Annotated in this window: 21 protein-coding genes; 11 read left to right on the forward strand and 10 right to left on the reverse strand. The window is 30.8% G+C overall.

The window, feature by feature from the left end:
* Nucleotides 1-172: 172 nt before the first annotated feature.
* Both ACIQZ1_RS02955 and dnaA read right to left on the reverse strand, forming a co-directional pair.
* Complete coding sequence (locus ACIQZ1_RS02955) at nucleotides 173-643, reverse strand: low molecular weight protein-tyrosine-phosphatase (RefSeq protein WP_396158915.1); 471 nt, start codon at nucleotides 641-643, stop codon at nucleotides 173-175.
* A gap of 1 nt (nucleotide 644) precedes the next feature.
* Nucleotides 645-2,075 carry a chromosomal replication initiator protein DnaA gene (gene dnaA, locus ACIQZ1_RS02960; RefSeq protein ID WP_396159029.1) on the reverse strand — a complete coding sequence of 477 codons (1,431 nt, stop codon included), beginning with the start codon at nucleotides 2,073-2,075 and terminating at the stop codon, nucleotides 645-647.
* 227 nt (nucleotides 2,076-2,302) lie between these two features.
* Between dnaA and ACIQZ1_RS02965 the strand changes: the two genes are divergently transcribed.
* Nucleotides 2,303-2,707 (forward strand): acyl-CoA thioesterase, encoded by a 405-nt coding sequence (locus ACIQZ1_RS02965; RefSeq protein ID WP_396158917.1) that lies wholly within the window; start codon nucleotides 2,303-2,305, stop codon nucleotides 2,705-2,707.
* A complete protein-coding gene (locus ACIQZ1_RS02970) occupies nucleotides 2,707-3,462 on the forward strand; it encodes a hypothetical protein (RefSeq protein ID WP_396158919.1) in 756 nt (251 codons plus the stop codon). The genes ACIQZ1_RS02965 and ACIQZ1_RS02970 overlap by 1 nt, the downstream gene beginning before the upstream one ends.
* Nucleotides 3,463-3,465: 3 nt before the next feature.
* Here the strand turns inward: ACIQZ1_RS02970 and ACIQZ1_RS02975 are convergent, their stop codons facing one another.
* From ACIQZ1_RS02975 to ribD, 3 genes are read right to left on the reverse strand one after another with little or no spacing between them, the layout of a single operon-like run.
* Nucleotides 3,466-4,083 carry an IMPACT family protein gene (locus ACIQZ1_RS02975; RefSeq protein WP_396158921.1) on the reverse strand — a complete coding sequence of 206 codons (618 nt, stop codon included), beginning with the start codon at nucleotides 4,081-4,083 and terminating at the stop codon, nucleotides 3,466-3,468.
* A gap of 2 nt (nucleotides 4,084-4,085) precedes the next feature.
* On the reverse strand, nucleotides 4,086-4,688 hold the full coding sequence (locus tag ACIQZ1_RS02980; RefSeq protein ID WP_396158923.1) for an HAD family hydrolase: 603 nt from the start codon (nucleotides 4,686-4,688) through the stop codon (nucleotides 4,086-4,088).
* The gene (gene ribD / locus ACIQZ1_RS02985) at nucleotides 4,681-5,724 is read right to left on the reverse strand and encodes a bifunctional diaminohydroxyphosphoribosylaminopyrimidine deaminase/5-amino-6-(5-phosphoribosylamino)uracil reductase RibD (protein ID WP_396158925.1); all 1,044 of its coding nucleotides are present in this window, start codon (nucleotides 5,722-5,724) and stop codon (nucleotides 4,681-4,683) included. The genes ACIQZ1_RS02980 and ribD overlap by 8 nt, the downstream gene beginning before the upstream one ends.
* Nucleotides 5,725-5,761: 37 nt before the next feature.
* Here ribD and ACIQZ1_RS02990 point away from each other — a divergent pair, with 37 nt between their 5' ends.
* Nucleotides 5,762-6,244: a GNAT family N-acetyltransferase gene (locus tag ACIQZ1_RS02990; protein ID WP_396158927.1), complete on the forward strand. Its 483-nt coding sequence runs from the start codon at nucleotides 5,762-5,764 to the stop codon at nucleotides 6,242-6,244.
* A 71-nt stretch (nucleotides 6,245-6,315) separates the two neighbouring features.
* A complete protein-coding gene (gene prmC, locus ACIQZ1_RS02995; RefSeq protein ID WP_396158929.1) occupies nucleotides 6,316-7,164 on the forward strand; it encodes a peptide chain release factor N(5)-glutamine methyltransferase in 849 nt (282 codons plus the stop codon).
* A 73-nt stretch (nucleotides 7,165-7,237) separates the two neighbouring features.
* Here prmC and ACIQZ1_RS03000 read toward each other — a convergent pair whose 3' ends face one another.
* Entirely contained in the window at nucleotides 7,238-8,479 is a 1,242-nt protein-coding gene (locus ACIQZ1_RS03000) for an ABC transporter permease (RefSeq protein WP_396158931.1), read from the reverse strand.
* A gap of 283 nt (nucleotides 8,480-8,762) precedes the next feature.
* Here ACIQZ1_RS03000 and hisS point away from each other — a divergent pair, with 283 nt between their 5' ends.
* The 3 genes from hisS (at nucleotide 8,763) to ACIQZ1_RS03015 (ending at nucleotide 11,872) form a co-directional block, all read left to right on the forward strand.
* Nucleotides 8,763-10,133 (forward strand): histidine--tRNA ligase, encoded by a 1,371-nt coding sequence (gene hisS / locus ACIQZ1_RS03005; protein ID WP_396158933.1) that lies wholly within the window; start codon nucleotides 8,763-8,765, stop codon nucleotides 10,131-10,133.
* A gap of 86 nt (nucleotides 10,134-10,219) precedes the next feature.
* A complete protein-coding gene (locus ACIQZ1_RS03010) occupies nucleotides 10,220-11,578 on the forward strand; it encodes an MATE family efflux transporter (RefSeq protein ID WP_396158935.1) in 1,359 nt (452 codons plus the stop codon).
* 63 nt (nucleotides 11,579-11,641) lie between these two features.
* A complete protein-coding gene (locus ACIQZ1_RS03015; protein WP_291241916.1) occupies nucleotides 11,642-11,872 on the forward strand; it encodes a hypothetical protein in 231 nt (76 codons plus the stop codon).
* A gap of 36 nt (nucleotides 11,873-11,908) precedes the next feature.
* Here the strand turns inward: ACIQZ1_RS03015 and ACIQZ1_RS03020 are convergent, their stop codons facing one another.
* The 3 genes from ACIQZ1_RS03020 to ACIQZ1_RS03030 all read right to left on the reverse strand — a co-directional run bounded on the left by ACIQZ1_RS03020 (nucleotide 11,909) and on the right by ACIQZ1_RS03030 (nucleotide 14,406).
* Nucleotides 11,909-12,346 carry an SRPBCC domain-containing protein gene (locus tag ACIQZ1_RS03020; protein WP_396158937.1) on the reverse strand — a complete coding sequence of 146 codons (438 nt, stop codon included), beginning with the start codon at nucleotides 12,344-12,346 and terminating at the stop codon, nucleotides 11,909-11,911.
* A gap of 1 nt (nucleotide 12,347) precedes the next feature.
* Nucleotides 12,348-12,755 carry an SRPBCC domain-containing protein gene (locus tag ACIQZ1_RS03025; RefSeq protein WP_396158939.1) on the reverse strand — a complete coding sequence of 136 codons (408 nt, stop codon included), beginning with the start codon at nucleotides 12,753-12,755 and terminating at the stop codon, nucleotides 12,348-12,350.
* An 85-nt stretch (nucleotides 12,756-12,840) separates the two neighbouring features.
* Nucleotides 12,841-14,406: a YdiU family protein gene (locus tag ACIQZ1_RS03030; protein ID WP_396158941.1), complete on the reverse strand. Its 1,566-nt coding sequence runs from the start codon at nucleotides 14,404-14,406 to the stop codon at nucleotides 12,841-12,843.
* An 84-nt stretch (nucleotides 14,407-14,490) separates the two neighbouring features.
* Here ACIQZ1_RS03030 and ACIQZ1_RS03035 point away from each other — a divergent pair, with 84 nt between their 5' ends.
* Nucleotides 14,491-15,975 (forward strand): aminotransferase class V-fold PLP-dependent enzyme, encoded by a 1,485-nt coding sequence (locus tag ACIQZ1_RS03035; protein ID WP_396158943.1) that lies wholly within the window; start codon nucleotides 14,491-14,493, stop codon nucleotides 15,973-15,975.
* A gap of 138 nt (nucleotides 15,976-16,113) precedes the next feature.
* On the opposite strand, the gene ACIQZ1_RS03040 is transcribed toward ACIQZ1_RS03035, so the two are convergent.
* Complete coding sequence (locus ACIQZ1_RS03040) at nucleotides 16,114-16,986, reverse strand: lysophospholipid acyltransferase family protein (protein WP_396158945.1); 873 nt, start codon at nucleotides 16,984-16,986, stop codon at nucleotides 16,114-16,116.
* A gap of 119 nt (nucleotides 16,987-17,105) precedes the next feature.
* Between ACIQZ1_RS03040 and ACIQZ1_RS03045 the strand changes: the two genes are divergently transcribed.
* The 3 genes from ACIQZ1_RS03045 to ACIQZ1_RS03055 all read left to right on the forward strand — a co-directional run bounded on the left by ACIQZ1_RS03045 (nucleotide 17,106) and on the right by ACIQZ1_RS03055 (nucleotide 19,116).
* Entirely contained in the window at nucleotides 17,106-17,744 is a 639-nt protein-coding gene (locus ACIQZ1_RS03045) for a rhomboid family intramembrane serine protease (RefSeq protein WP_396158947.1), read from the forward strand.
* 46 nt (nucleotides 17,745-17,790) lie between these two features.
* Nucleotides 17,791-18,486: an SIMPL domain-containing protein gene (locus ACIQZ1_RS03050; protein ID WP_396158949.1), complete on the forward strand. Its 696-nt coding sequence runs from the start codon at nucleotides 17,791-17,793 to the stop codon at nucleotides 18,484-18,486.
* 204 nt (nucleotides 18,487-18,690) lie between these two features.
* Entirely contained in the window at nucleotides 18,691-19,116 is a 426-nt protein-coding gene (locus ACIQZ1_RS03055) for a hypothetical protein (protein WP_396158951.1), read from the forward strand.
* Nucleotides 19,117-19,252 lie beyond the last annotated feature (136 nt).

Raw genomic sequence — 19,252 nt, forward strand, 5'->3', positions numbered from 1 at the left:
CAACAATGTAATGATCCAAAAGTGTCACACATCTTTTGATGGTTTCTGGTAAAACATCATTTGGATTTACAGTAACTTCACCGGGATTTGATAAGGTACATGGAATCAAATATAATTTACCAAATTTTGTGTTTGTGCTCATCTTTTATTTTTTTAATAAAGAGAAAATAACTTAATGTTTATGTTTTGAATGAATTTTGCTTGCGATTATTGTACATGCTTCATCTAACAGATGAAAAACATGTTCAAAATCTTCCATTTCACCATAATAAGGATCAGGTACTTCAAAACCATCAGTTGTATGTAATTCTTTTAAAATTACTTTTACTTTTTGTTTTGATTTTTCATCAGGAGCTATAGCAATCACATTTTTGTAATTAGAAGTGTCCATTACATAAATATAATCAAAATATTCAATATCAGATTTCGTAATTTGTCTACACTTTTGTTGACTAATATCGATCCCGAATTTTTTTGCTATTAAAACAGAACGTTTATCTGGCGCTGCTCCAATATGGTAATTAGCTGTTCCAGCACTATCAATAATATAATCTTTTTTTGGGAGTTTTGATTGTAAAATGCCTTCTGCTAATGGTGAGCGACATATATTGCCTAGGCAAACCATTAAAACCTTGGTGGGCATTTTAGATACTCAGCTTTTTGTTAATATCTTCCACAAACTTTTTAAATTGTTTGTCAGTAGCCACTAAATTGTCAACCGTTTTTACAGCGTGTAATACCGTTGCATGGTCTCTATCGCCAATTTGCGAACCAATATTTGCCAATGATGCTTTAGTGAATTTTTTAGAAAAATACATAGCTAATTGACGCGCTTGAACAATGTGACGCTTTCTGGTTTTTGATTTTAAAGTTTCTGTATCTAATTGGAAATAATCAGAAACCACTTTTTGGATATAGTCAATAGAAATTTCACGTTTGATATTTTTCACAAACTTCTCTACAACTTGCTTAGCTAGTTCTATGTTAATCTCACGTTTGTTAAATGATGACTGTGCAATTAATGAAATAATGGCTCCTTCTAATTCTCTAACGTTTGATTTTATATGTTTCGCTACGTATTCTAAAATTTCATCTGGCATTTCAACACCATCTCTGTATAAAATATTTCTTAAGATAGAAATTCTTGTTTCGTAATCCGGTTGGTGTAATTCAGCTGACAATCCCCATTTGAAACGAGACAACAAACGTTGTTCGATATCTTGCATATCAACTGGTGCTTTATCTGAAGTTAAAATAACTTGTTTGCCATTTTGATGTAAATAATTGAAAATATGGAAAAACACATCTTGTGTTCCAGCTTTTCCAGATAAGAATTGAACATCGTCAATAATTAATACATCAATAAGTTGATAGAAGTGAATAAAATCATTTCTAGTATTTTTCTTTACCGATTCGATATATTGTTGCGTGAAAATTTCAGCAGAAATATATAAAACGGTTTTCTCAGGGAATTTATCTTTGATTTCAACACCAATAGCATGTGCTAGGTGCGTTTTTCCTAATCCAACTCCACCAAAAATTAATAATGGATTAAATGAAGTACCACCAGGCTTATTGGCAACTGCCATACCTGCACTTCTCGATAATCGGTTAGAATCTCCTTCTAAAAAATTATCAAAACTATAATTGGCATTTAATTGAGATTCTATTTTAACATTTCTGATACCTGGAATAATAAACGGATTTTTCAATTCCGGATTTTTATTCACAATAGGCACATCAATTTCTTGTGTTTTAACAGAACTACGATATGTACTTGGAATTTGCTCTGTAAATGGAAGTTTATTGCCAGAAGTGTTTTCCATTTTAATTTTATACACTAGCTTTGCTTGGTTTCCAAGTTCTTTAGTTAAAGCGGTTTTTAATATTACAACATAATGTTCTTCAAGCCACTCGTAAAAAAATTTACTAGGAACTTGAATATGCAAAGCATTGTCTTCTGACAGACTAATTGCTACAATAGGTTCAAACCAAGTTTTATAGGCTTGTTCCTGTATGTTGTCCTTAATGAAGGACAAGCAATTATTCCAAACAGATTTTGCTGCATTAGTCATCATTTGTTGTAATTTTAAAAAAGTTTTTAATCTAAATTTTGAGAAAAAGAAAGGTTTAACTTTTTTTTATGTAGATTGTTATTGGGAGAGCAAATATGTGAACAAATTTATTTAAAAAAAAATGAAATGCTATTGTAATTTAAAAAATATTGTTGTATGTAGTTTTAAATTTTTTTTAATAACCATTTAACATAAAATTCTAAACCCTTAAATATAAAAAATAAATAATGAAAGAATACGAATTTACGGTACGAGTTAGGTACGCAGAGACTGATCAAATGGGTGTTGTTTATCATGGAAATTACGCACAGTATTTTGAAATGGGTAGAGTAGAATGGTTAAGGAATTTAGGTGTTTCCTATAAATGGATGGAAGAAAATGGCGTAATGTTACCTGTAGTTTCTTTAGAAATGAATTATAAAAAACCAGCACGTTATGACGATGAATTACGTGTAAAAACAATATTAAAAAGTCAAACCTCTGTGAAAATAGAATTTGACTATGAAATTTACAATGAACAAAATCAATTGTTAACAACCGGCTATTCGATGCTTGTTTTTGTAGATATGAAATCAGGTAGGCCAATTGTACCTCCTTCATATGTTTCCGATAAAATAAAAAATATTTTATAATGGATTTAACTGAATTTGAACGCTTATTTGATAAGGAAAATTATAAAAGACATCCATGGGAAATATCCAGAAAAAAGGTGCTTTTTAAATTATTATCTGCTTCAGAAATTAAATTTCCTATCAAACGAATTGTCGATATTGGTGGCGGTGATGCATATATTATTAATGAAATTTTTAAACATAATTTAGCTGATGAATATTTTACAATTGATACGGCTTACTCTCCTGAAATTATATCGCAATTGAAGATGAATTATGGAGAAAACGCAATTCATTATGTACAAAATCTTACTGATTATTTCAATATGTTTCCTGCCGAAGAAAACGTACTTTTCTTATGTATGGATGTTTTGGAACATTTAGAAAAGGAAGATGAAATTTTAAAACATCTGACTTTTAAAAATAATTATTTTTTATTTGCTGTTCCCGCTTTTCAGACTGTTTTCTCGCAGCATGATGTATTATTAGGACATTACAGAAGATATAATTTAAAACAATTAGAAAAGATATTGACTAATAATCAATTTCAAATATCAGACAAAGGATATTATTTTTCATCACTATTATTAGTTAGGTGGATTGAAAGTATTTTTAATAAAAACAAAAAAGCGTCCATTGATAATTGGACAGGTACTACTTTTAAATCAAAGTTAATTGTAGCTGTTCTGCAACTCGATTTTGCTTTTACACAAGTGTTACAAAAAATTGGAATTAAAATATATGGATTATCGTGTTATTGTATTTGTAAAAAATAGCAGTTATAGCTCTTCAATCTCAATTTCAAATAATGCAGTAAAAATGGCAACGATTTCTTCGGCATTTTTTTTTCTCGTTGTGATTTCAATTTCGCAATTCAGTTCCATTTTCTGATGAACAATCTGAATATTTTTTTCTTTAATAATTCGCATTACTTTATTCATGTTTTTATAATCGAAAGTAATTTTAAACTTTTTGTCAATGGTTTTCTCAATAATATTTGCTTCATTTAAAGTAAGTTGAGCCGAAGTTTTATAAGCTGAAATTAATCCACCAACACCTAATTTTACGCCCCCAAAATAACGAATTACTACCACTAACACATTCGTAATTTCAAATGATTGAATTTGACCATAAATGGGCATTCCAGCTGAATTACTTGGTTCACCGTCATCATTGGCTCTAAACTTAATATTTTCTGTACCAATCTGATAGGCATAACACCAATGACGTGCTGAAAAATGTTCCGCTTTTAAATTTTCTAAATGTGTTTTTACTTCAATTTCAGAAGTTACTGGAAAAGCAAAACCAAAAAACTTGCTGTTTTTTTCTTTAAATAAAATATTTTCAACCGAAATTTCAATGGTTTTATAAGTATCTTTAATTTGGAGATCTTGCAATTTTATAGTATTTTTTTATCGAATAAATTGGTCACATCATCTTGTCCTACAAGTATTTGCCAAGTATTTATGCCTAATGCCTTCGCAGCTTCTATGTGTTCAGTTGTATCATCTACAAAAAGCGTCTTTTTTGGAGATAAATTATTTTGTTTTAATATTAAGTTGAAAACAGCTTCATCTGGTTTTCTTACTTTGATTTCGTAGGAAAAATAAATTTTATTAAAATGAGCATAAAATTCTCTTGCAAAAGTTAAACCTACTCGATGTTCAAATTTATCAATATGTGTAGGATTTGTATTGCTTAATAAAAATATATTGTACTTGTTTTGTAGTTTTTCTAAAAATTCTAATCTTTCTAAAGGGAAATCACCTATAATAGCATTCCAAGCCTCTCTAATTTCTACAAGATTGGCATTTGGTAGGTGTTTCTGAATGGTTTCCATAAATTGCATTTCATCTATTTTACCTGTTTCAAATAAGATAGCAGCGGATTTTAAATCGTCAGTCCAAGCGTTTAATCCTAATTTTTTAAATGCATCAGTACTTGCTTGATGATTCAAGTTTAAAAATACATCTCCTAAATCAAAAATTATAGCTTCAATCATAATTTATGTATGTTTTTAGTTGGTTATTTTTAATTTTTATAGTTTTTTCAGGAATAAAATCAAATTCAGGACGATTTACGCCTTCGAAAATTTTAGTCTCAGCTATAAAAACCCTTGCTTCATCCCATAAATGGTTATTTATAAATTGTTGCAAGGTAAATGTGCCGCCTTCGATAATAACAGATTGAATGTTTTTTTTAAATAAATGAGTTAAGATATTAGAAATCAAATGAGTATCAAACTGTATACATTCAAAAGCGATATTTATCGAATGTACACAATTTTCTTGTTCTGTAAAAATTATTGTCGAATTTTTTTTGTTTTTTACATGAAATCCATCCGGAATTTTATTTAATTTATCAATAATAATCCGAGTGGGATGCTGTCCAAACCAATCTCTAGCATCTAAACTTGGATTGTCATTTAAAACAGTTGTCGTTCCAACTAAAATGGCTTGTTCTTCCGTTCGATATTTGTGTACCAATTGCCTTGAATAGTCGTTTGAGATAGCAAAAGAGGTTTTGGAATTAGTTAAAAAAGGCGCAATAAATCCATCAGCTGTTTCTGCCCATTTCAGTATAATATAAGGTCGCTTTTTATTGTAAAAGGTAAAAAATCGCTTATTAATTGTTAAACATTCTGATTCTAAAACATTTAGTATAACTTCGCAGCCGGCTTGTTTTAATTTTTCAACACCTTTTCCGGCTACTTCTGAAAAACTATCGATACAACCAATTACTACTTTCGGAATTTTATGTTCGATAATCAAATTAGCGCACGGAGGTGTTTTTCCAAAATGACTACACGGTTCCAAACTCACATAAATGGTGCTTTTGGAGAGTAATTCTTTGTTTTTCACAGAATTAATTGCATGAACTTCCGCATGTGGTTCACCGGCTTTTTTGTGCCAACCTTCACCAATAATTTTTCCATTGTATACAATCACGCTTCCTACTAACGGATTAGGATATGTGGTGCCTAAACCATTTTTAGCCAATTGCAAACAGCGTTTCATGTATATTTCATGCTCAATCATCTTACAAATTTAGTACTTTTACATTTTATATTTACAAATGAATTATATAATAAGAGAAATTGAATTGAAAGACAATTTAAAAATCGCTACTGTGATTCGAAATGTCTTTGAAGAATTAGACGCCCCAAAAGCTGGAACCGCTTATGCTGATCCGCATTTAAATACTTTATTTGAAGTGTATCAAGATGACAATGAAATTTATTTTGTAGTAGAAAAAGACAAAATTATTTTAGGAGGTTGTGGTATAGGAAAATTAATTGATACCGAAATTAAAATCTGCGAATTGCAAAAAATGTATTTAGCAAAAGAGGCTCGTGGAAAAGGAATTGCTAATGCATTAATGCAAAAGTGTTTAGCATTTGCCAAACAAGCAGGTTATGATAAATGCTATATAGAAACCTTACCATTTATGAAAGATGCGCAGAAATTATATGTAAAATCAGGCTTTAGTTATATAGACGGACCAATGGGTGCTACAGGACATAATGCTTGTGATGTGTTTATGATTAAAAATTTGTAAAATAGTTAACACAGTTTCTCTCAAATTTTCACGGATTAATTTGTGGTTTTTTGTGATTAAAAAAATATAAAATGAATATTAAAAGTTTAAAAACGATTTTTTTTACTGAATTGCAAACCATTCAGGAAGATTCAGAAATAGAAAGTTTCTTTTTTATTTTCACGGAATTTCTTCATAATTTAAAAAGAATTGATGTTTCTCTACATCCTGATTTTGAAGTTTCTGAGTCAGATTTAGAAAAATGGAATACCATAATTTCAGAACTTAAAAACGAAAAACCAATTCAATATATAACAGGAGAAGCCTGGTTTTATGGCTTACGATTTGAAGTGAATGAAAATACTTTAATTCCAAGACCAGAAACGGAAGAATTAGTAGAATGGATTGTTGATGGGTTAAAGATAAAAGGTAAGGGACAAAGAATTTTAGATATAGGAACAGGTTCGGGTTGTATCCCAATTGCATTAAAAAAAGAAATTCCAAGTGCCCAGGTTTCAGCAATTGACGTTTCGGAAAAAGCATTGGAATTGGCTCGTAAAAATGCTATAAACAATGATGTAGAAATTAATTTCACACATCAAAATATTTTAGAAACGGAATCATTAGATGAAAAATATGATGTCATTGTTTCAAATCCACCCTATGTTCGTAATTTAGAAAAACAAGAAATAAAAAAAAATGTGTTAGATTTCGAACCACATTTAGCCTTATTTGTAGATGATTATGACGCGTTATTATTTTACAGAAAAATTGCTCAATTGGCTTTGAAAAGTTTATCGCCAAACGGAAAATTGTTTTTCGAAATCAATCAATATTTAGGAGAAGAAACGGTGGAATTATTAACGAAATTAGGTTTCAAAAACATTGAACTGCGTAAAGATTTTGTAGGAAACGACAGAATGATTTGTTGCTGCTTATAATTTCAATATTCAATATTGAAAATTCATTGTTCAAAATTTTGATTAACGAACTTGGAATATCGAATTTAGAAGTTTATTCATAACGCAACGCTTCAACGGGATCTAACTTAGACGCTTTAATTGCAGGATACAATCCAGAAATAATGGTTACTATAAACGTGGTTGCAAATGCCGCAATAATAGCAGCCCAAGGAGTAACAAACTCAAAACCAGCAACAGAAGCAATTAATGTACCGAGTAATAATCCTAAAATTATTCCAATAATTCCGCCAATCTGACTAATAATAAAGGTTTCAGTAAAAAATTGCCAAGCAATTGTACCTCTTTTTGCACCTAACGATTTTCTTATGCCAATTTCTCGTGTTCTTTCGGAAACGGAAACCAACATAATATTCATCAATGCAATTGTTGATCCAAATATGGTAATAGCACCAATTGCTACAGCAGCAATGTTAATTATCGCAATGTTTTCTCCTAATTTTTGAATTAAATCGTCACTGCGTTTGATACCGAAGTTTTCTTTCTCAACCGGATTTAATTTTCTTACACGACGCATTGTTAACGTTGCATTATCAACAGATTCGTTTAATAATTGCTTGTTGTTAATTTTTACGGCTATATCATAATTTATATTTGGTTGCGAAAATATTGAACGTGCAATTTGTATTGGAACGATAATTCGTAAATCTTGATTATTACCGAAAGTAGCGCCTTTTTCTTTCAATAATCCAATAACTTTAAATTTGGCACCTCTTACAGAAACAGTTTTGTCAATAGGATTTACACCTTCAAACAACCCATCTTTAAAGTTGGCGCCAACTATGCATACATAATTATTGTTATCTACATCAAATGAATTAAAATTTCTACCTGATTCTAAATCGAAACCATTATTTGGAATAAAATTTTCATCAGCACCTAACACAGTAATTTCTGGATCCGTTTTTTTGTTGTCAAATTTTACTTCTGCATTCGTTGATGCTGTAAATGAAAGTGATGTAGCTGTAAAAGGAAATTCAAATTTATCTTTAAATGCTTTAGCTTGTGGATAGCTAATGATTGGGTTTATTTTTTGACCTTCGTCATTTCGGTTAATTTGTCCAGAAAAATCATACTGACTTATTGAAAATGTATTGGCACCCATAGAGGCAAAATTCCCAAATAAATTATTTTCTAAAGCTTTGGTTAAAGTTAAAATACCTACCAAAAAAGTAATCCCAATAACAATTATAAACACTGTTAAAAAGGTGCGTAAAGCTTGACTTCTAATAGAGTCGATAGCAATTTTTGTATTTTCTTTAAATAATCCAACCATGACTATTTGACTACCTTTTGTTTTAAATGTTACATGATTTTTGAAAAGAATATAGAAAATAGAATGCAGAAAATAGATTTGGACTTTTTTGGAACACAGATTAAACAGATTTAATAAATTATTAAAATTTCTCAAATCTGTGTTGTAACAATTCATAATTCAATATTGTCATTGATTTTTGCCATTGATTTTTGCCATTGATTTTTGCGAATCCATTTAAAAGTCAGATATTTGTACCTTATTAGATATACATTATACAATTTTTCAATATACAATCATAAAAATGGCATCAAAACCAAGTATTCCTAAAGGAACTCGCGATTTTTCATCTACAGAAGTAGCTAAACGGAATTATATATTTTCTATTATAAAATCTAATTTTGAACAGTTTGGTTTTCAACCTATTGAAACACCTTCTTTTGAAAATTCGGATACTTTAATGGGGAAATATGGAGAAGAAGGCGATAGATTGATTTTTAAGATATTGAATTCAGGTGAATATTTAGAAAAAGTTTCGGAAGAAGATTTATCTGTAAAAAACACTAAAAAAATTACAAGTCAAATCTCAGAAAAAGCCTTACGTTATGACTTAACAGTGCCTTTCGCACGTTATGTTGTGCAACACCAAAACGAATTAGAGTTTCCATTTAAAAGATATCAAATCCAACCTGTTTGGCGTGCAGATAGACCACAAAAAGGACGTTTTAGAGAATTTTTTCAATGCGATGCCGATGTAGTAGGCAGCAATTCACTTTGGCAAGAAGTGGAGTTTGTACAATTGTACGATACTATTTTTACAGCTTTAGGTTTAAAAGGCGTACACATTAAAATTAATAATCGTAAAATATTATCTGGAATTGCAGACGTAATTGGCGCTTCAGATAAATTAATTGATTTTACAGTTGCTTTAGATAAATTAGATAAAATTGGCGAAGACGGTGTGAAAAAAGAAATGCTTGAAAAAGGTATTTCCGAAGCAGCCATTGAAAAAGTGCAGCCGCTTTTCAATTTTACAGGAACCATTCCAGAAAAAATAGAAAAATTAGCCACGCTTTTAGCTTCTTCAAATGAAGGTTTGAAAGGTGTTGAAGAATTGAAATTCATCTGTAATGCTATTAACGAATTAGGTTTAAAATCGGCAAATTTAGATGTAGATGTTACGTTAGCTCGTGGTTTAAACTACTACACTGGTGCCATTTACGAAGTAGGCGCTCCAACGGTTGTTGCTATGGGTTCCATTGGTGGTGGTGGTCGTTACGATGATTTAACTGGGATTTTTGGATTAAAAAACATGAGTGGGGTAGGAATTTCATTCGGATTAGATCGAATTTATTTGGTTTTAGAAGAATTAGGTTTGTTTCCAGAAACAGTAACCACTACTTCAAAAGCGTTATTTATAAATTTTGGTGAAGCCGAAACGTTATTTTCTTTAAAGGCCATTTCGCAATTACGACAAAATAATATTAAGGTAGAAATGTATCCTGATGCCGCAAAAATGGCAAAACAGTTTCAATTTGCTGAGAAAAAAGGGATTCAATTTGCGATTTTAGTAGGTGAAGAAGAAATCAAACAAAATCAATATAAAATTAAAGATTTGGTTTCTGGTGAACAAGAAACGGTTTCGTTAGATCAATTAAAAGAAAAATTAAAATAAGATATTAGATAGGAACATAGATTTCAAAGATTAACACGGATTTTAATTTGTGTCAATTTGTGAAAATCTGTGTAAAATAAAATAGAATGAAGAAATACTTCCAAGAATTCAAATACAATTTCAATTTAGCGTTACCTGTAATTTTAGGTATGGTAGGTCATACGTTAGTTGGAGTAGTAGATAATATTTTTGTAGGACAATTAGGTTCTACAGAATTAGCGGCGGTTTCTTTAGGAAATAGTTTCGTGTTTATTGGAATGTCAATTGGAATTGGATTTTCTACAGCCATCACACCAATTATAGCGGAATTTGATAGTACAAAAGATAGAGAAGGCGGAAGAACTGCTTTTCAAAACGGATTAATTTTATGTACCATTTTAGGTTTTGGATTGTTCTTTTTATTGCTTTTTGCAAAACCTTTGTTGTCATATATGAACCAACCAGCCGATGTAGTAAAATTAGCCAAACCTTTCTTGGATATTGTTGGTTTCTCATTGGTGCCTCTTGTAATTTTTCAAGCATATAAGCAGTTTGCAGACGGAATGAGTGAAACCAAATATTCTATGTATGCCACAATTTACGGGAATATTATTAATGTAGTTATTAACGCTTTATTGGTTTTTGGATTGTTTATGTTTCCAAAAATGGGAATTGTAGGATCCGCTATTGGAACCTTAATTGCGCGTATATTTATGGTCATTTACATGCACTATATATTGTCTAAAAACGAAAAATTCAAATCCTTTTTCAAGAATTTTGGATGGCAATCTTTTCAAAAAAGTGTTTCGGATAAAATTATTAAGCTGGGTATTCCTTCATCATTACAAATGTTTTTTGAGGTAGCCTTATTTACAGGCGCCATTTGGTTGTGTGGTATGATTGGAACTACTAGTCAGGCAGCCAATCAAATTGCTTTAAGTTTGGCTTCGCTAACCTTTATGTTTGCGATGGGATTAAGTGTTACGGCTATGATACGAGTAGCCAATCAGAAAGGATTGAATGATTATAAAAAACTAAATACGGTAGCCCATTCTATATTTCTAATGGCTATTATTTTAGAAATTATTTTTGCAGTGGTTTTTATGTTAGGAAGTCAAATTTTTCCTTCGTTTTTTGTAAATTCAGAAATGGCATTAAATGCAACAGAAATTAAAGAAGTACTTTCTGTATCATCTAAATTATTAATAATTGCTGCATTTTTCCAAATTTCAGATGGAATTCAAGTTGTAGTTTTAGGTGCATTACGTGGTTTACAAGATGTAAAAGTCCCCATGTATTTAACCTTTATTGCGTATTGGATTATTGGTTTTCCAATATCTATTTATTTAGGATTATATACATCGTTAAAAGCGGAGGGTGTTTGGATTGGTTTATTATCCGGATTAACAGCTGCCGCATTGATGCTTTACTTACGATTTAGATTTCTATTAAAATTACATAGATAAAATTTGAAAAAGAATTGTACTTTTGAAACTTAATTATACAAATTACTAAACAAAATATAAAATATGGAATTACCAAAATTTGTAATAGGGGACAACACTGATTTTCCTGATGATATTTTTGTCATTCATTTAGAATATCCAAGATTTTTTATCAATCTTAAAGACGATTCTGTAGAGTTTTTAGAAGATGTTGAAGAAGAAGACCAAACAGAATTAGAAGCCGAAATGGAACATTTAATTACGCTTGCTGGCGAATTTTATGACCGAGAAATGGAACGTTACGAAAAAGCATAAAAAAACCGATAGTTTATCTATCGGTTTTTTTTACGTTTAAATTTCACTTAACTTTTTAATAATTTCCAATGCTTTCGGCATACTTTCGTTAAAAAAACCAACATAGTTTTCTAAAGCATCAATAGTGACAGTTAGTTTAGTTTGATTGTTTTCTGTATATAAATGATAGGTTTCTTTAGAATTACACCATAATTTTGTTTCTTCATCCAAAGGCATTTCTTTAAAATTATGAATGTTTCCAATATGTTTAAATGACATTAATGTGTTTTCTATTTTTTCATCAATAATACTATAAATACCATTTCCTGTTGAATCTAAAAAATGTACACCATCACCTTTATTCCAATTGCTCATTGCGTAAGATCCTTCACAAAAAGCGGATGCCCATTTTCTGTAAGTAACATCATCCCATAAAACCTGCCAAACTTTTGTTGTAGTGGCGTTAATTTCTGTTGTAAAATGTAATGTTTCCATATTAATTTTTTTCAATATATTTTTTGAAATTATTTAAAATCATTTGCCAACCTTCTTGTTGCATGTTTTCTGGATTCTCATTTTCAGGATCAAATTTTTCAATTATTTCAATCCCATTTTCAATTTCTGTAAAAGTGATGAAAATTTTTCTCTCATCAGCTAAAACATAATTTATTTTAGAAAAAGGTTCAATTTCTGTATATATTCCAGTAAAATCGAAACCCGATTCTCCGTTTTTTGCTTCCATTCTATACGTAAACGATTTACCAACTTCTAATTGGTTTTCTGCTTTTGGACAATGCCAATCATCACCAGCAAAATTCCAATTTATAACATGTATTGGATTGGTGAAAAAATCCCAAACTTCAGCGATTGTTTTGTTTTTGACAGTGGTACTAACAGTTATCATAATCTTATTTATTAAAATTCATTTATAAACACAGATTTCAGAAAATCTAATTATCTAAAAATCTAAGAAATCTAATATGTCTAATCTAAGAACTACAACTTAACATAGAACTTCCAATTTTTTGTCTTGCCCAATCGGGTCTTTTTGCAAACCATTTTTCGAATTCTGGTTGTTCCTCATACGGATGCAAAAGCAGTTTGTATAATTCATTTAGTAACGAATAATCTTCTTTTTCTGATAATTCAATCGCCATTTGCGCCATATAATTTCGTAAAACATATTTTGGATTTACCGAATTTTGTAGTGTTTTTCGCTCGTTATCTGAAAGTAGTTCTTTATTTAAAAGTGTTACATAATGTGCAAACCAAAAATGCCAAGTTTCTAAAATAATTCCTGTAACTTCTTCGGGTTTGTAAAACGCTTCAGTAATTTTTGCTACACAGGCTTCACTTGTATCTGTTTTTTCAATCTGATTTAAATTTCTAAAGAAAATGGTATAATCTGTTTCTGTTTGTTCTAAATTATATAGCAATTGTTGAATCAGATTTTCGTTTTCGTCATTTTTTAATGTAATACCCAATTTTTTCAACATCATTTCTAAAAAATCTTCATCGTATTTTTTAGCATAATCATTTAGAATTTCTTCCAAAGGTCCCGCTTCTTCAATTAACGGATATAACGCATTTGCCAATTGATATAAATTCCATAATGCAATATTCGATTGGTTGCCAAATCGGTATCTTTTGCCTGCTGCATCAGTCGTATTAGGTGTCCAATTCGGGTTGTAATCTTCAAGCCATCCGTAAGGTCCGTAATCAATGGTGATGCCGTGAATACTCATGTTATCGGTATTCATTACGCCGTGTACAAAACCTACACGTTGCCAATGAAGCAGTAATTCTCTTGTTTTTTCGGCAACAGTTTTAAAAAATGCAAGGTATTTTTCTTTTCCTAGTGAATTAATTTCAGGATAATAATTTGTAATCGTATAATCGGCAAGTAATTTTAAATTTTCAATATCATTTTGAGACGACAACAATTCAAAACTTCCAAATCGAATAAAACTTGGCGCAATTCTGCAAACAATTGCCCCTTTTTCTAATGCTGCATTTCCGTCGTACATCACATCTCGAACCACTTCATCGCCAGTCGAAACTAAAGATAAAGAACGTGTTGTTGGAACGCCCAAATGAAACATAGCTTCGCTACACAAATGTTCACGAATTGATGAACGCAATACAGCCAATCCGTCAGCTCGTCTGGAATAAGGTGTAGGGCCTGCACCTTTTAATTGTAATGTAAATAACTGATTGTTATGTTCAATTTCGCCCAAAACTATAGCTCTACCATCGCCCAATTGTCCTGCCCAATTTCCAAATTGATGTCCAGCATAATTCATGGCAAACGGTTTGGCATTTCCTACAATTTCAGCACCAGAAACCAAATTTAAAAACGTTTCTGATGCAACAAAATCATCAGAAAAACCAATTAAATTCTGAACTTCTTTTGCCAGATGAATCAATTTTGGATGACTTGGTGTTTTTGGTTTTACATATGAAAAAGCGGCATTATTTACTTGACGCGTAAAGTTTTCTTCAATAGGATCTGAAGGTAAATTAGTTGTAAACTTATGAAGAAATTGAATAGGCATTTGTTTGAAATAATTCACAAAGTTACAGAATAAAATTTTTATAAGATGTTTAATAAAATGTATATTTGTAACAAATTTCATAGCATGAATGCAATAGAAACAAAATCTAAGTTAGAAACGTATTTTCAGCAGTTTAGAAAAGATATCATCGGTATTAATCAATCGTTTGTTTCGCCGTTTGGAGAACAAAACATTGTTTATACAGATTGGACAGCAAGCGGCCGATTGTATCGACCAATTGAAGAAAAACTAATAAATACTTTTGGACCTTTTGTAGCTAATACACATACAGAAACTTCTATTACAGGAACGGCTATGACTATGGCATATCACGAAGCGCGTCATATTATAAAACACCACGTAAATGCTACCGATAATGATGTTTTGATTACTGATGGAACGGGTATGACTGGTGTTGTAAATAAATTACAGCGTATTTTAGGTTTGCGAATTCCTGAAAATTTAAAAGAATATACTACTATTCCTAATGAAATTAAGCCTATAGTGTTTATTTCGCACATGGAGCACCATTCTAATCAAACATCTTGGTTAGAAACTATTGCCGATGTGGTAGTGATCCCTGCAGATGAAAACGGTTTGTTTTCTATAAATAATTTCACAAAATTAGTACATCAATATAAGGATAGAAGTTTTAAAATCGCTTCAATTACATCCTGTTCTAACGTAACGGGAATAAGAACTCCTTATCATGAAGTAGCTAAAATTATGCATCAAAATAACGGCGTTTGCTTTGTAGATTTTGCCTGTTCAGGACCTTACGTGGAAATCAACATGCATCCAGAAGATAAAGAAGCGTATTTAGATGCGATTTTCTTTTCGCCTCATAAATTTTTAGGCGGACCTGGTTCTTGTGGTGTGATGATTTTTAACAAAGAACTCTATAAAAATAACATTCCTGATTGCCCTGGTGGTGGAACGGTTTCTTGGACAAATCCTTGGGGCGAACACCAATATATTGACAATATTGAAGATAGAGAAGATGGTGGAACGCCTGGTTTTTTACAAGTGATGAAAACGGCGCTTGCGATTCAGTTGAAAGAAAAAATGGGTGTACAATCTATTTTAGAAAGAGAACACGAATTGGTAGATTATATTTTTGAACGATTAGCACCAATTGAAAACATACATATTTTAGCATCAGAACACACGGATAGGTTAGGTGTAATTTCATTTTACATTACTGATTTACATTTTAATTTAGGTGTAAAATTATTAAACGATAAATTCGGAATTCAAGTTCGTGGTGGTTGTAGTTGTGCCGGAACATACGGGCATTATTTGTTAAATGTAAATCAAGAAACATCAAATTCTATTACTTGCAGTATTAATGAAGGCGATTTAACCAACAAACCGGGTTGGATTAGAATGTCCATTCATCCTACAACTACATCAGAAGAAATTCAGTTCGTCTGTGATGCGATTATTGATGTAGCAGAAAAATTCACCACCTGGCAAGAAAATTATGTTTACAATCCAATTAAAAACGATTTTAATCATAAAAACGATACTAGGCCAGAAGCAGCTATGGTGAAAAGTTGGTTTCTGTAAACACATAGGAACATAGGAAAAGTATTGATAAATTTAGAAGCTTCGCTTTGCATAGTAAACATAGACTGGCTTACTTTTTACTTTGCTACTCTTCACTCTTCACTTTTACCTTTTTACTTTTATCTTTTTACTTTTCACTTATCTCATATGCTTCCAACGTTTATGCGTCCACAAATAAAATTCTGGTGCCTCATAAATTTGTTGTTCAACTAATTTTAGGAAATTATCGGTAATTTCGTAATTTGGAAAATCTTTTGCATTTCCATCGGATAGTACTTCAAAACTAGCTTCATAATACCCACGCTTTAGTTTCTTAGTTTTTAAGAAAATTATATTCATATCGTATTTTTTAGCTAACATTTCACCACCAGTATGCACAGGAACTTCAATACCCATAAATTTTTGCCAGTGATGGGTAGTACTTAATTTTGGCGATTGGTCGCTAACTAAACCATATAAACTAAACGTTTTATTTCTAAAATTAGAAGCCATTGTAGGTATAGTTTCTTTGCTGTCAATTAAATGACTTTTAAATTTAGAACGAATTTGGCGTACTAATGTATCAAAATACGGATTGGCTAATTTTTTATACACACCATATCCTTTAAAATGAATATGATAATTCATAGAAACCGCCCATTCATAACTCGCATAGTGCGCACATAACAAAGCAATACTCTTTTCTCTCTTTTCTAAATCATAATACACTTCCATATTTGAAAAGGTATAACGTTTTTCAATTTCTTTTTTTGAAATAGATAATGTTTTGATCATTTCAAGGAATAAATCGCACAAATGAGCGTAGAATTTTTTTTCAATAACCGTTCTTTCTTTTTCAGATAGATGCGGAAGCGCTAAGGCGATATTTCCACGAACCACTCTTTTTCGATATTTAAAAATACGATAAACAAGAAAGTACACACAATCAGATAAAAAATATAATACAGGAAAAGGTAGTATAGAAATTATCCAAATGAAAGGGTAAATTAAAAGATATAATAGAAATTGCATGAATGTTTTTTTTACAAATATACATGTTTTGTTATTTCTTAAAAAATTATGGCATAATATGTTTTTGGTATTGATTTTTGATTATTTATAGTACCTTTAGCTTTATTAAATTATTAGATATGTATTCTGTTTCAACCATTATTATTGCTATTACTGCCTTGGCTACGTTTATGGGTTTGTCCAATGTTGCTTTTTTTGATCGTTTTAAATTCAGCATTTCAAAAATTAAATCAGGCGAACAATTTCGTATGATTACATCCGGTTTTTTACATGCCGATTGGTTTCATTTTGCTTTTAATATGTTTAGTTTTTGGAGTTTTGCCAATTTTTTAACTCAAGAATTTAGCACCACAAATTTTCTAATTATTTATTTTGGAAGTATGTTAATCGGTAGTGTATTAACCTATTACATACATAAAAACGAACCCTATTATTCTGCAATTGGGGCTTCGGGTGCGGTTACAGGAATTATTTATTGTGCCATTTTATTATATCCAGAAATTGAGTTAAGAATGTTTTTTGCCATTCCTATTCCGGGATATATTTTTGCTTTTCTGTATTTGGGATATTCCGTTTATGGTATGAAAGGGAGAAATGATAATATTGGGCATACCGCACATCTAGGTGGTGCTATTGGCGGTTTACTAATAACATTACTTTTGGTACCAAGTTTGTTTCAATCCCGATTAATTTTTATTGGTATTTTGTTAATTCCAATTGCGGTTTTAATGTATTTAGTAAAAAACAAAAAAATATAATTGGCATACTATTTGATTTCAAGATACTATCCTAAATTTATCAATTATGAAAAAAGTTATTTTACTACTTACAGGATTCATCTCTATGGTTGGAATGAGTCAAGAACAAACCAAATTTACCCCACAAATTTCCATTTCTGGTGAAGGAAAAATTTTAGTTGCTCCAGACATAGCCATTATTCAATTAGGTGTACAGAACAACGGAAAAGACCCAAAAGAAGTCAAACAATTAAATGATGTAACGATTGATAAAGTTATTGCTCACATCAAAAAAAATGGAATTCCGGTTACAGATTATCAAACCACGCAATTGAGTTTGTATAAAAACTACGATTACGAAAAAAAGAAACATTCGTACCAAGCCAATCAAACTATTTCGGTTACCTTAAAAGACATTTCTAAATACAATTCGTTTATGATGGATGTTATGGAAACAGGTATAAATGTAATAAATGGCGTAGAATTTAAATCTTCAAAAATGGAATTGTTTGAATCCGAAGCAAGAAAAAAAGCCATTTTAAATGCTAAGAAAAAAGCAGAAGATTACGTTTCAGTATTACCAGGACAGAAAGTTGGAAAAGCCATTACAATTTCCGATAATTCGCAAACGAATTATCCGCAACCCGTTTTTCTAGCTAAAGGGTTTATGGCTGATAGCGAAGCCACTCAACCAAGAGAAACACTTGCTATTGGCGAAATTGAAATTGTATCCAACGTTTCAGTTTCCTTTGTTTTAGAATAAAAAAAAAATAGATATAAAATAGAAAAGCCAGAACGAACTTCTGGCTTTTTATAATCTAAGAATGGCGAGTAGCCATAAACAGCTTTTTTTAGGTTTTATAACGTTTTGCAGATTGGCGGTCGTTTTAATGCCGCCAATGTGCTGTTAGGTGTTTGGTTTTAAAAATAAAAAAGCGTAGGAATTATTAACTAAAAACAAATAAAAATGAAAGCGAAAATTAAAACAACAAAAGAAGTAGAAATTACAACATTATTAGTAGATGCAGGGGTGCGTTATTGGGAAGATGCAACCGTAAATGGAACAGAAGATGAACAGGGTGATTTAATACCTTGCAGAGATGGCGAAAGATGGAAGCCGATAATTGATATTGAAAGCGGTGTAATTACCAATTGGACAAAAGGAGTAGTTGCTAATGTTCATTACAAAATTTGTGATGATGGAATTTACCATTTAGCGGATGCAGAAGGCAATATTTTACTAACTAAAGATGGCTATGTGCCAAATATTTTAGATGTAGAAAGAGATTCCTATGGGGATTATATTATCTTAAATATTGATGAAAACGGTAAAATCGCAAATTGGAATAACAAACCGAAAGTAAACGACTTTGAAGATGAGGACAAAGATTAACGGTAAACCAGTGCGGTGGGTTTTTATTTTTAAAACTTGCACCTAACTTGTTTATATACTCAGTTTTTTGTTTAATAGTTGAGCTAATCTATCTATTTTTGTATGGCTTTGCTCAACTATTGTTGCGTATTATTTT

The organism is Flavobacterium sp. (genome assembly GCF_044341185.1).
In the GTDB taxonomy this organism is placed as follows: Bacteria; Bacteroidota; Bacteroidia; order Flavobacteriales; family Flavobacteriaceae; genus Flavobacterium.

What these genes read in the sequence shown, in the direction of transcription:
- hisS (WP_396158933.1), top strand. Translation starts at nt 8,763, where the DNA reads ATGGCATCAAAACCAAGTATTCCTAAAGGAACTCGCGATTTTTCATCT.
- ACIQZ1_RS03055 (WP_396158951.1), top strand. Translation starts at nt 18,691, where the DNA reads ATGAAAGCGAAAATTAAAACAACAAAAGAAGTAGAAATTACAACATTA.
- ACIQZ1_RS03030 (WP_396158941.1), bottom strand. Translation starts at nt 14,406, where the DNA reads ATGCCTATTCAATTTCTTCATAAGTTTACAACTAATTTACCTTCAGAT.
- ACIQZ1_RS03010 (WP_396158935.1), top strand. Translation starts at nt 10,220, where the DNA reads ATGAAGAAATACTTCCAAGAATTCAAATACAATTTCAATTTAGCGTTA.
- ACIQZ1_RS02955 (WP_396158915.1), bottom strand. Translation starts at nt 643, where the DNA reads ATGCCCACCAAGGTTTTAATGGTTTGCCTAGGCAATATATGTCGCTCA.
- ACIQZ1_RS02970 (WP_396158919.1), top strand. Translation starts at nt 2,707, where the DNA reads ATGGATTTAACTGAATTTGAACGCTTATTTGATAAGGAAAATTATAAA.
- ACIQZ1_RS03045 (WP_396158947.1), top strand. Translation starts at nt 17,106, where the DNA reads ATGTATTCTGTTTCAACCATTATTATTGCTATTACTGCCTTGGCTACG.
- dnaA (WP_396159029.1), bottom strand. Translation starts at nt 2,075, where the DNA reads ATGACTAATGCAGCAAAATCTGTTTGGAATAATTGCTTGTCCTTCATT.
- ACIQZ1_RS03040 (WP_396158945.1), bottom strand. Translation starts at nt 16,986, where the DNA reads ATGCAATTTCTATTATATCTTTTAATTTACCCTTTCATTTGGATAATT.
- ACIQZ1_RS03025 (WP_396158939.1), bottom strand. Translation starts at nt 12,755, where the DNA reads ATGATAACTGTTAGTACCACTGTCAAAAACAAAACAATCGCTGAAGTT.
- ACIQZ1_RS02980 (WP_396158923.1), bottom strand. Translation starts at nt 4,688, where the DNA reads ATGATTGAAGCTATAATTTTTGATTTAGGAGATGTATTTTTAAACTTG.
- prmC (WP_396158929.1), top strand. Translation starts at nt 6,316, where the DNA reads ATGAATATTAAAAGTTTAAAAACGATTTTTTTTACTGAATTGCAAACC.
- ACIQZ1_RS03000 (WP_396158931.1), bottom strand. Translation starts at nt 8,479, where the DNA reads ATGGTTGGATTATTTAAAGAAAATACAAAAATTGCTATCGACTCTATT.
- ribD (WP_396158925.1), bottom strand. Translation starts at nt 5,724, where the DNA reads ATGATTGAGCATGAAATATACATGAAACGCTGTTTGCAATTGGCTAAA.
- ACIQZ1_RS02990 (WP_396158927.1), top strand. Translation starts at nt 5,762, where the DNA reads ATGAATTATATAATAAGAGAAATTGAATTGAAAGACAATTTAAAAATC.
- ACIQZ1_RS03015 (WP_291241916.1), top strand. Translation starts at nt 11,642, where the DNA reads ATGGAATTACCAAAATTTGTAATAGGGGACAACACTGATTTTCCTGAT.
- ACIQZ1_RS03050 (WP_396158949.1), top strand. Translation starts at nt 17,791, where the DNA reads ATGAAAAAAGTTATTTTACTACTTACAGGATTCATCTCTATGGTTGGA.
- ACIQZ1_RS03020 (WP_396158937.1), bottom strand. Translation starts at nt 12,346, where the DNA reads ATGGAAACATTACATTTTACAACAGAAATTAACGCCACTACAACAAAA.
- ACIQZ1_RS03035 (WP_396158943.1), top strand. Translation starts at nt 14,491, where the DNA reads ATGAATGCAATAGAAACAAAATCTAAGTTAGAAACGTATTTTCAGCAG.
- ACIQZ1_RS02965 (WP_396158917.1), top strand. Translation starts at nt 2,303, where the DNA reads ATGAAAGAATACGAATTTACGGTACGAGTTAGGTACGCAGAGACTGAT.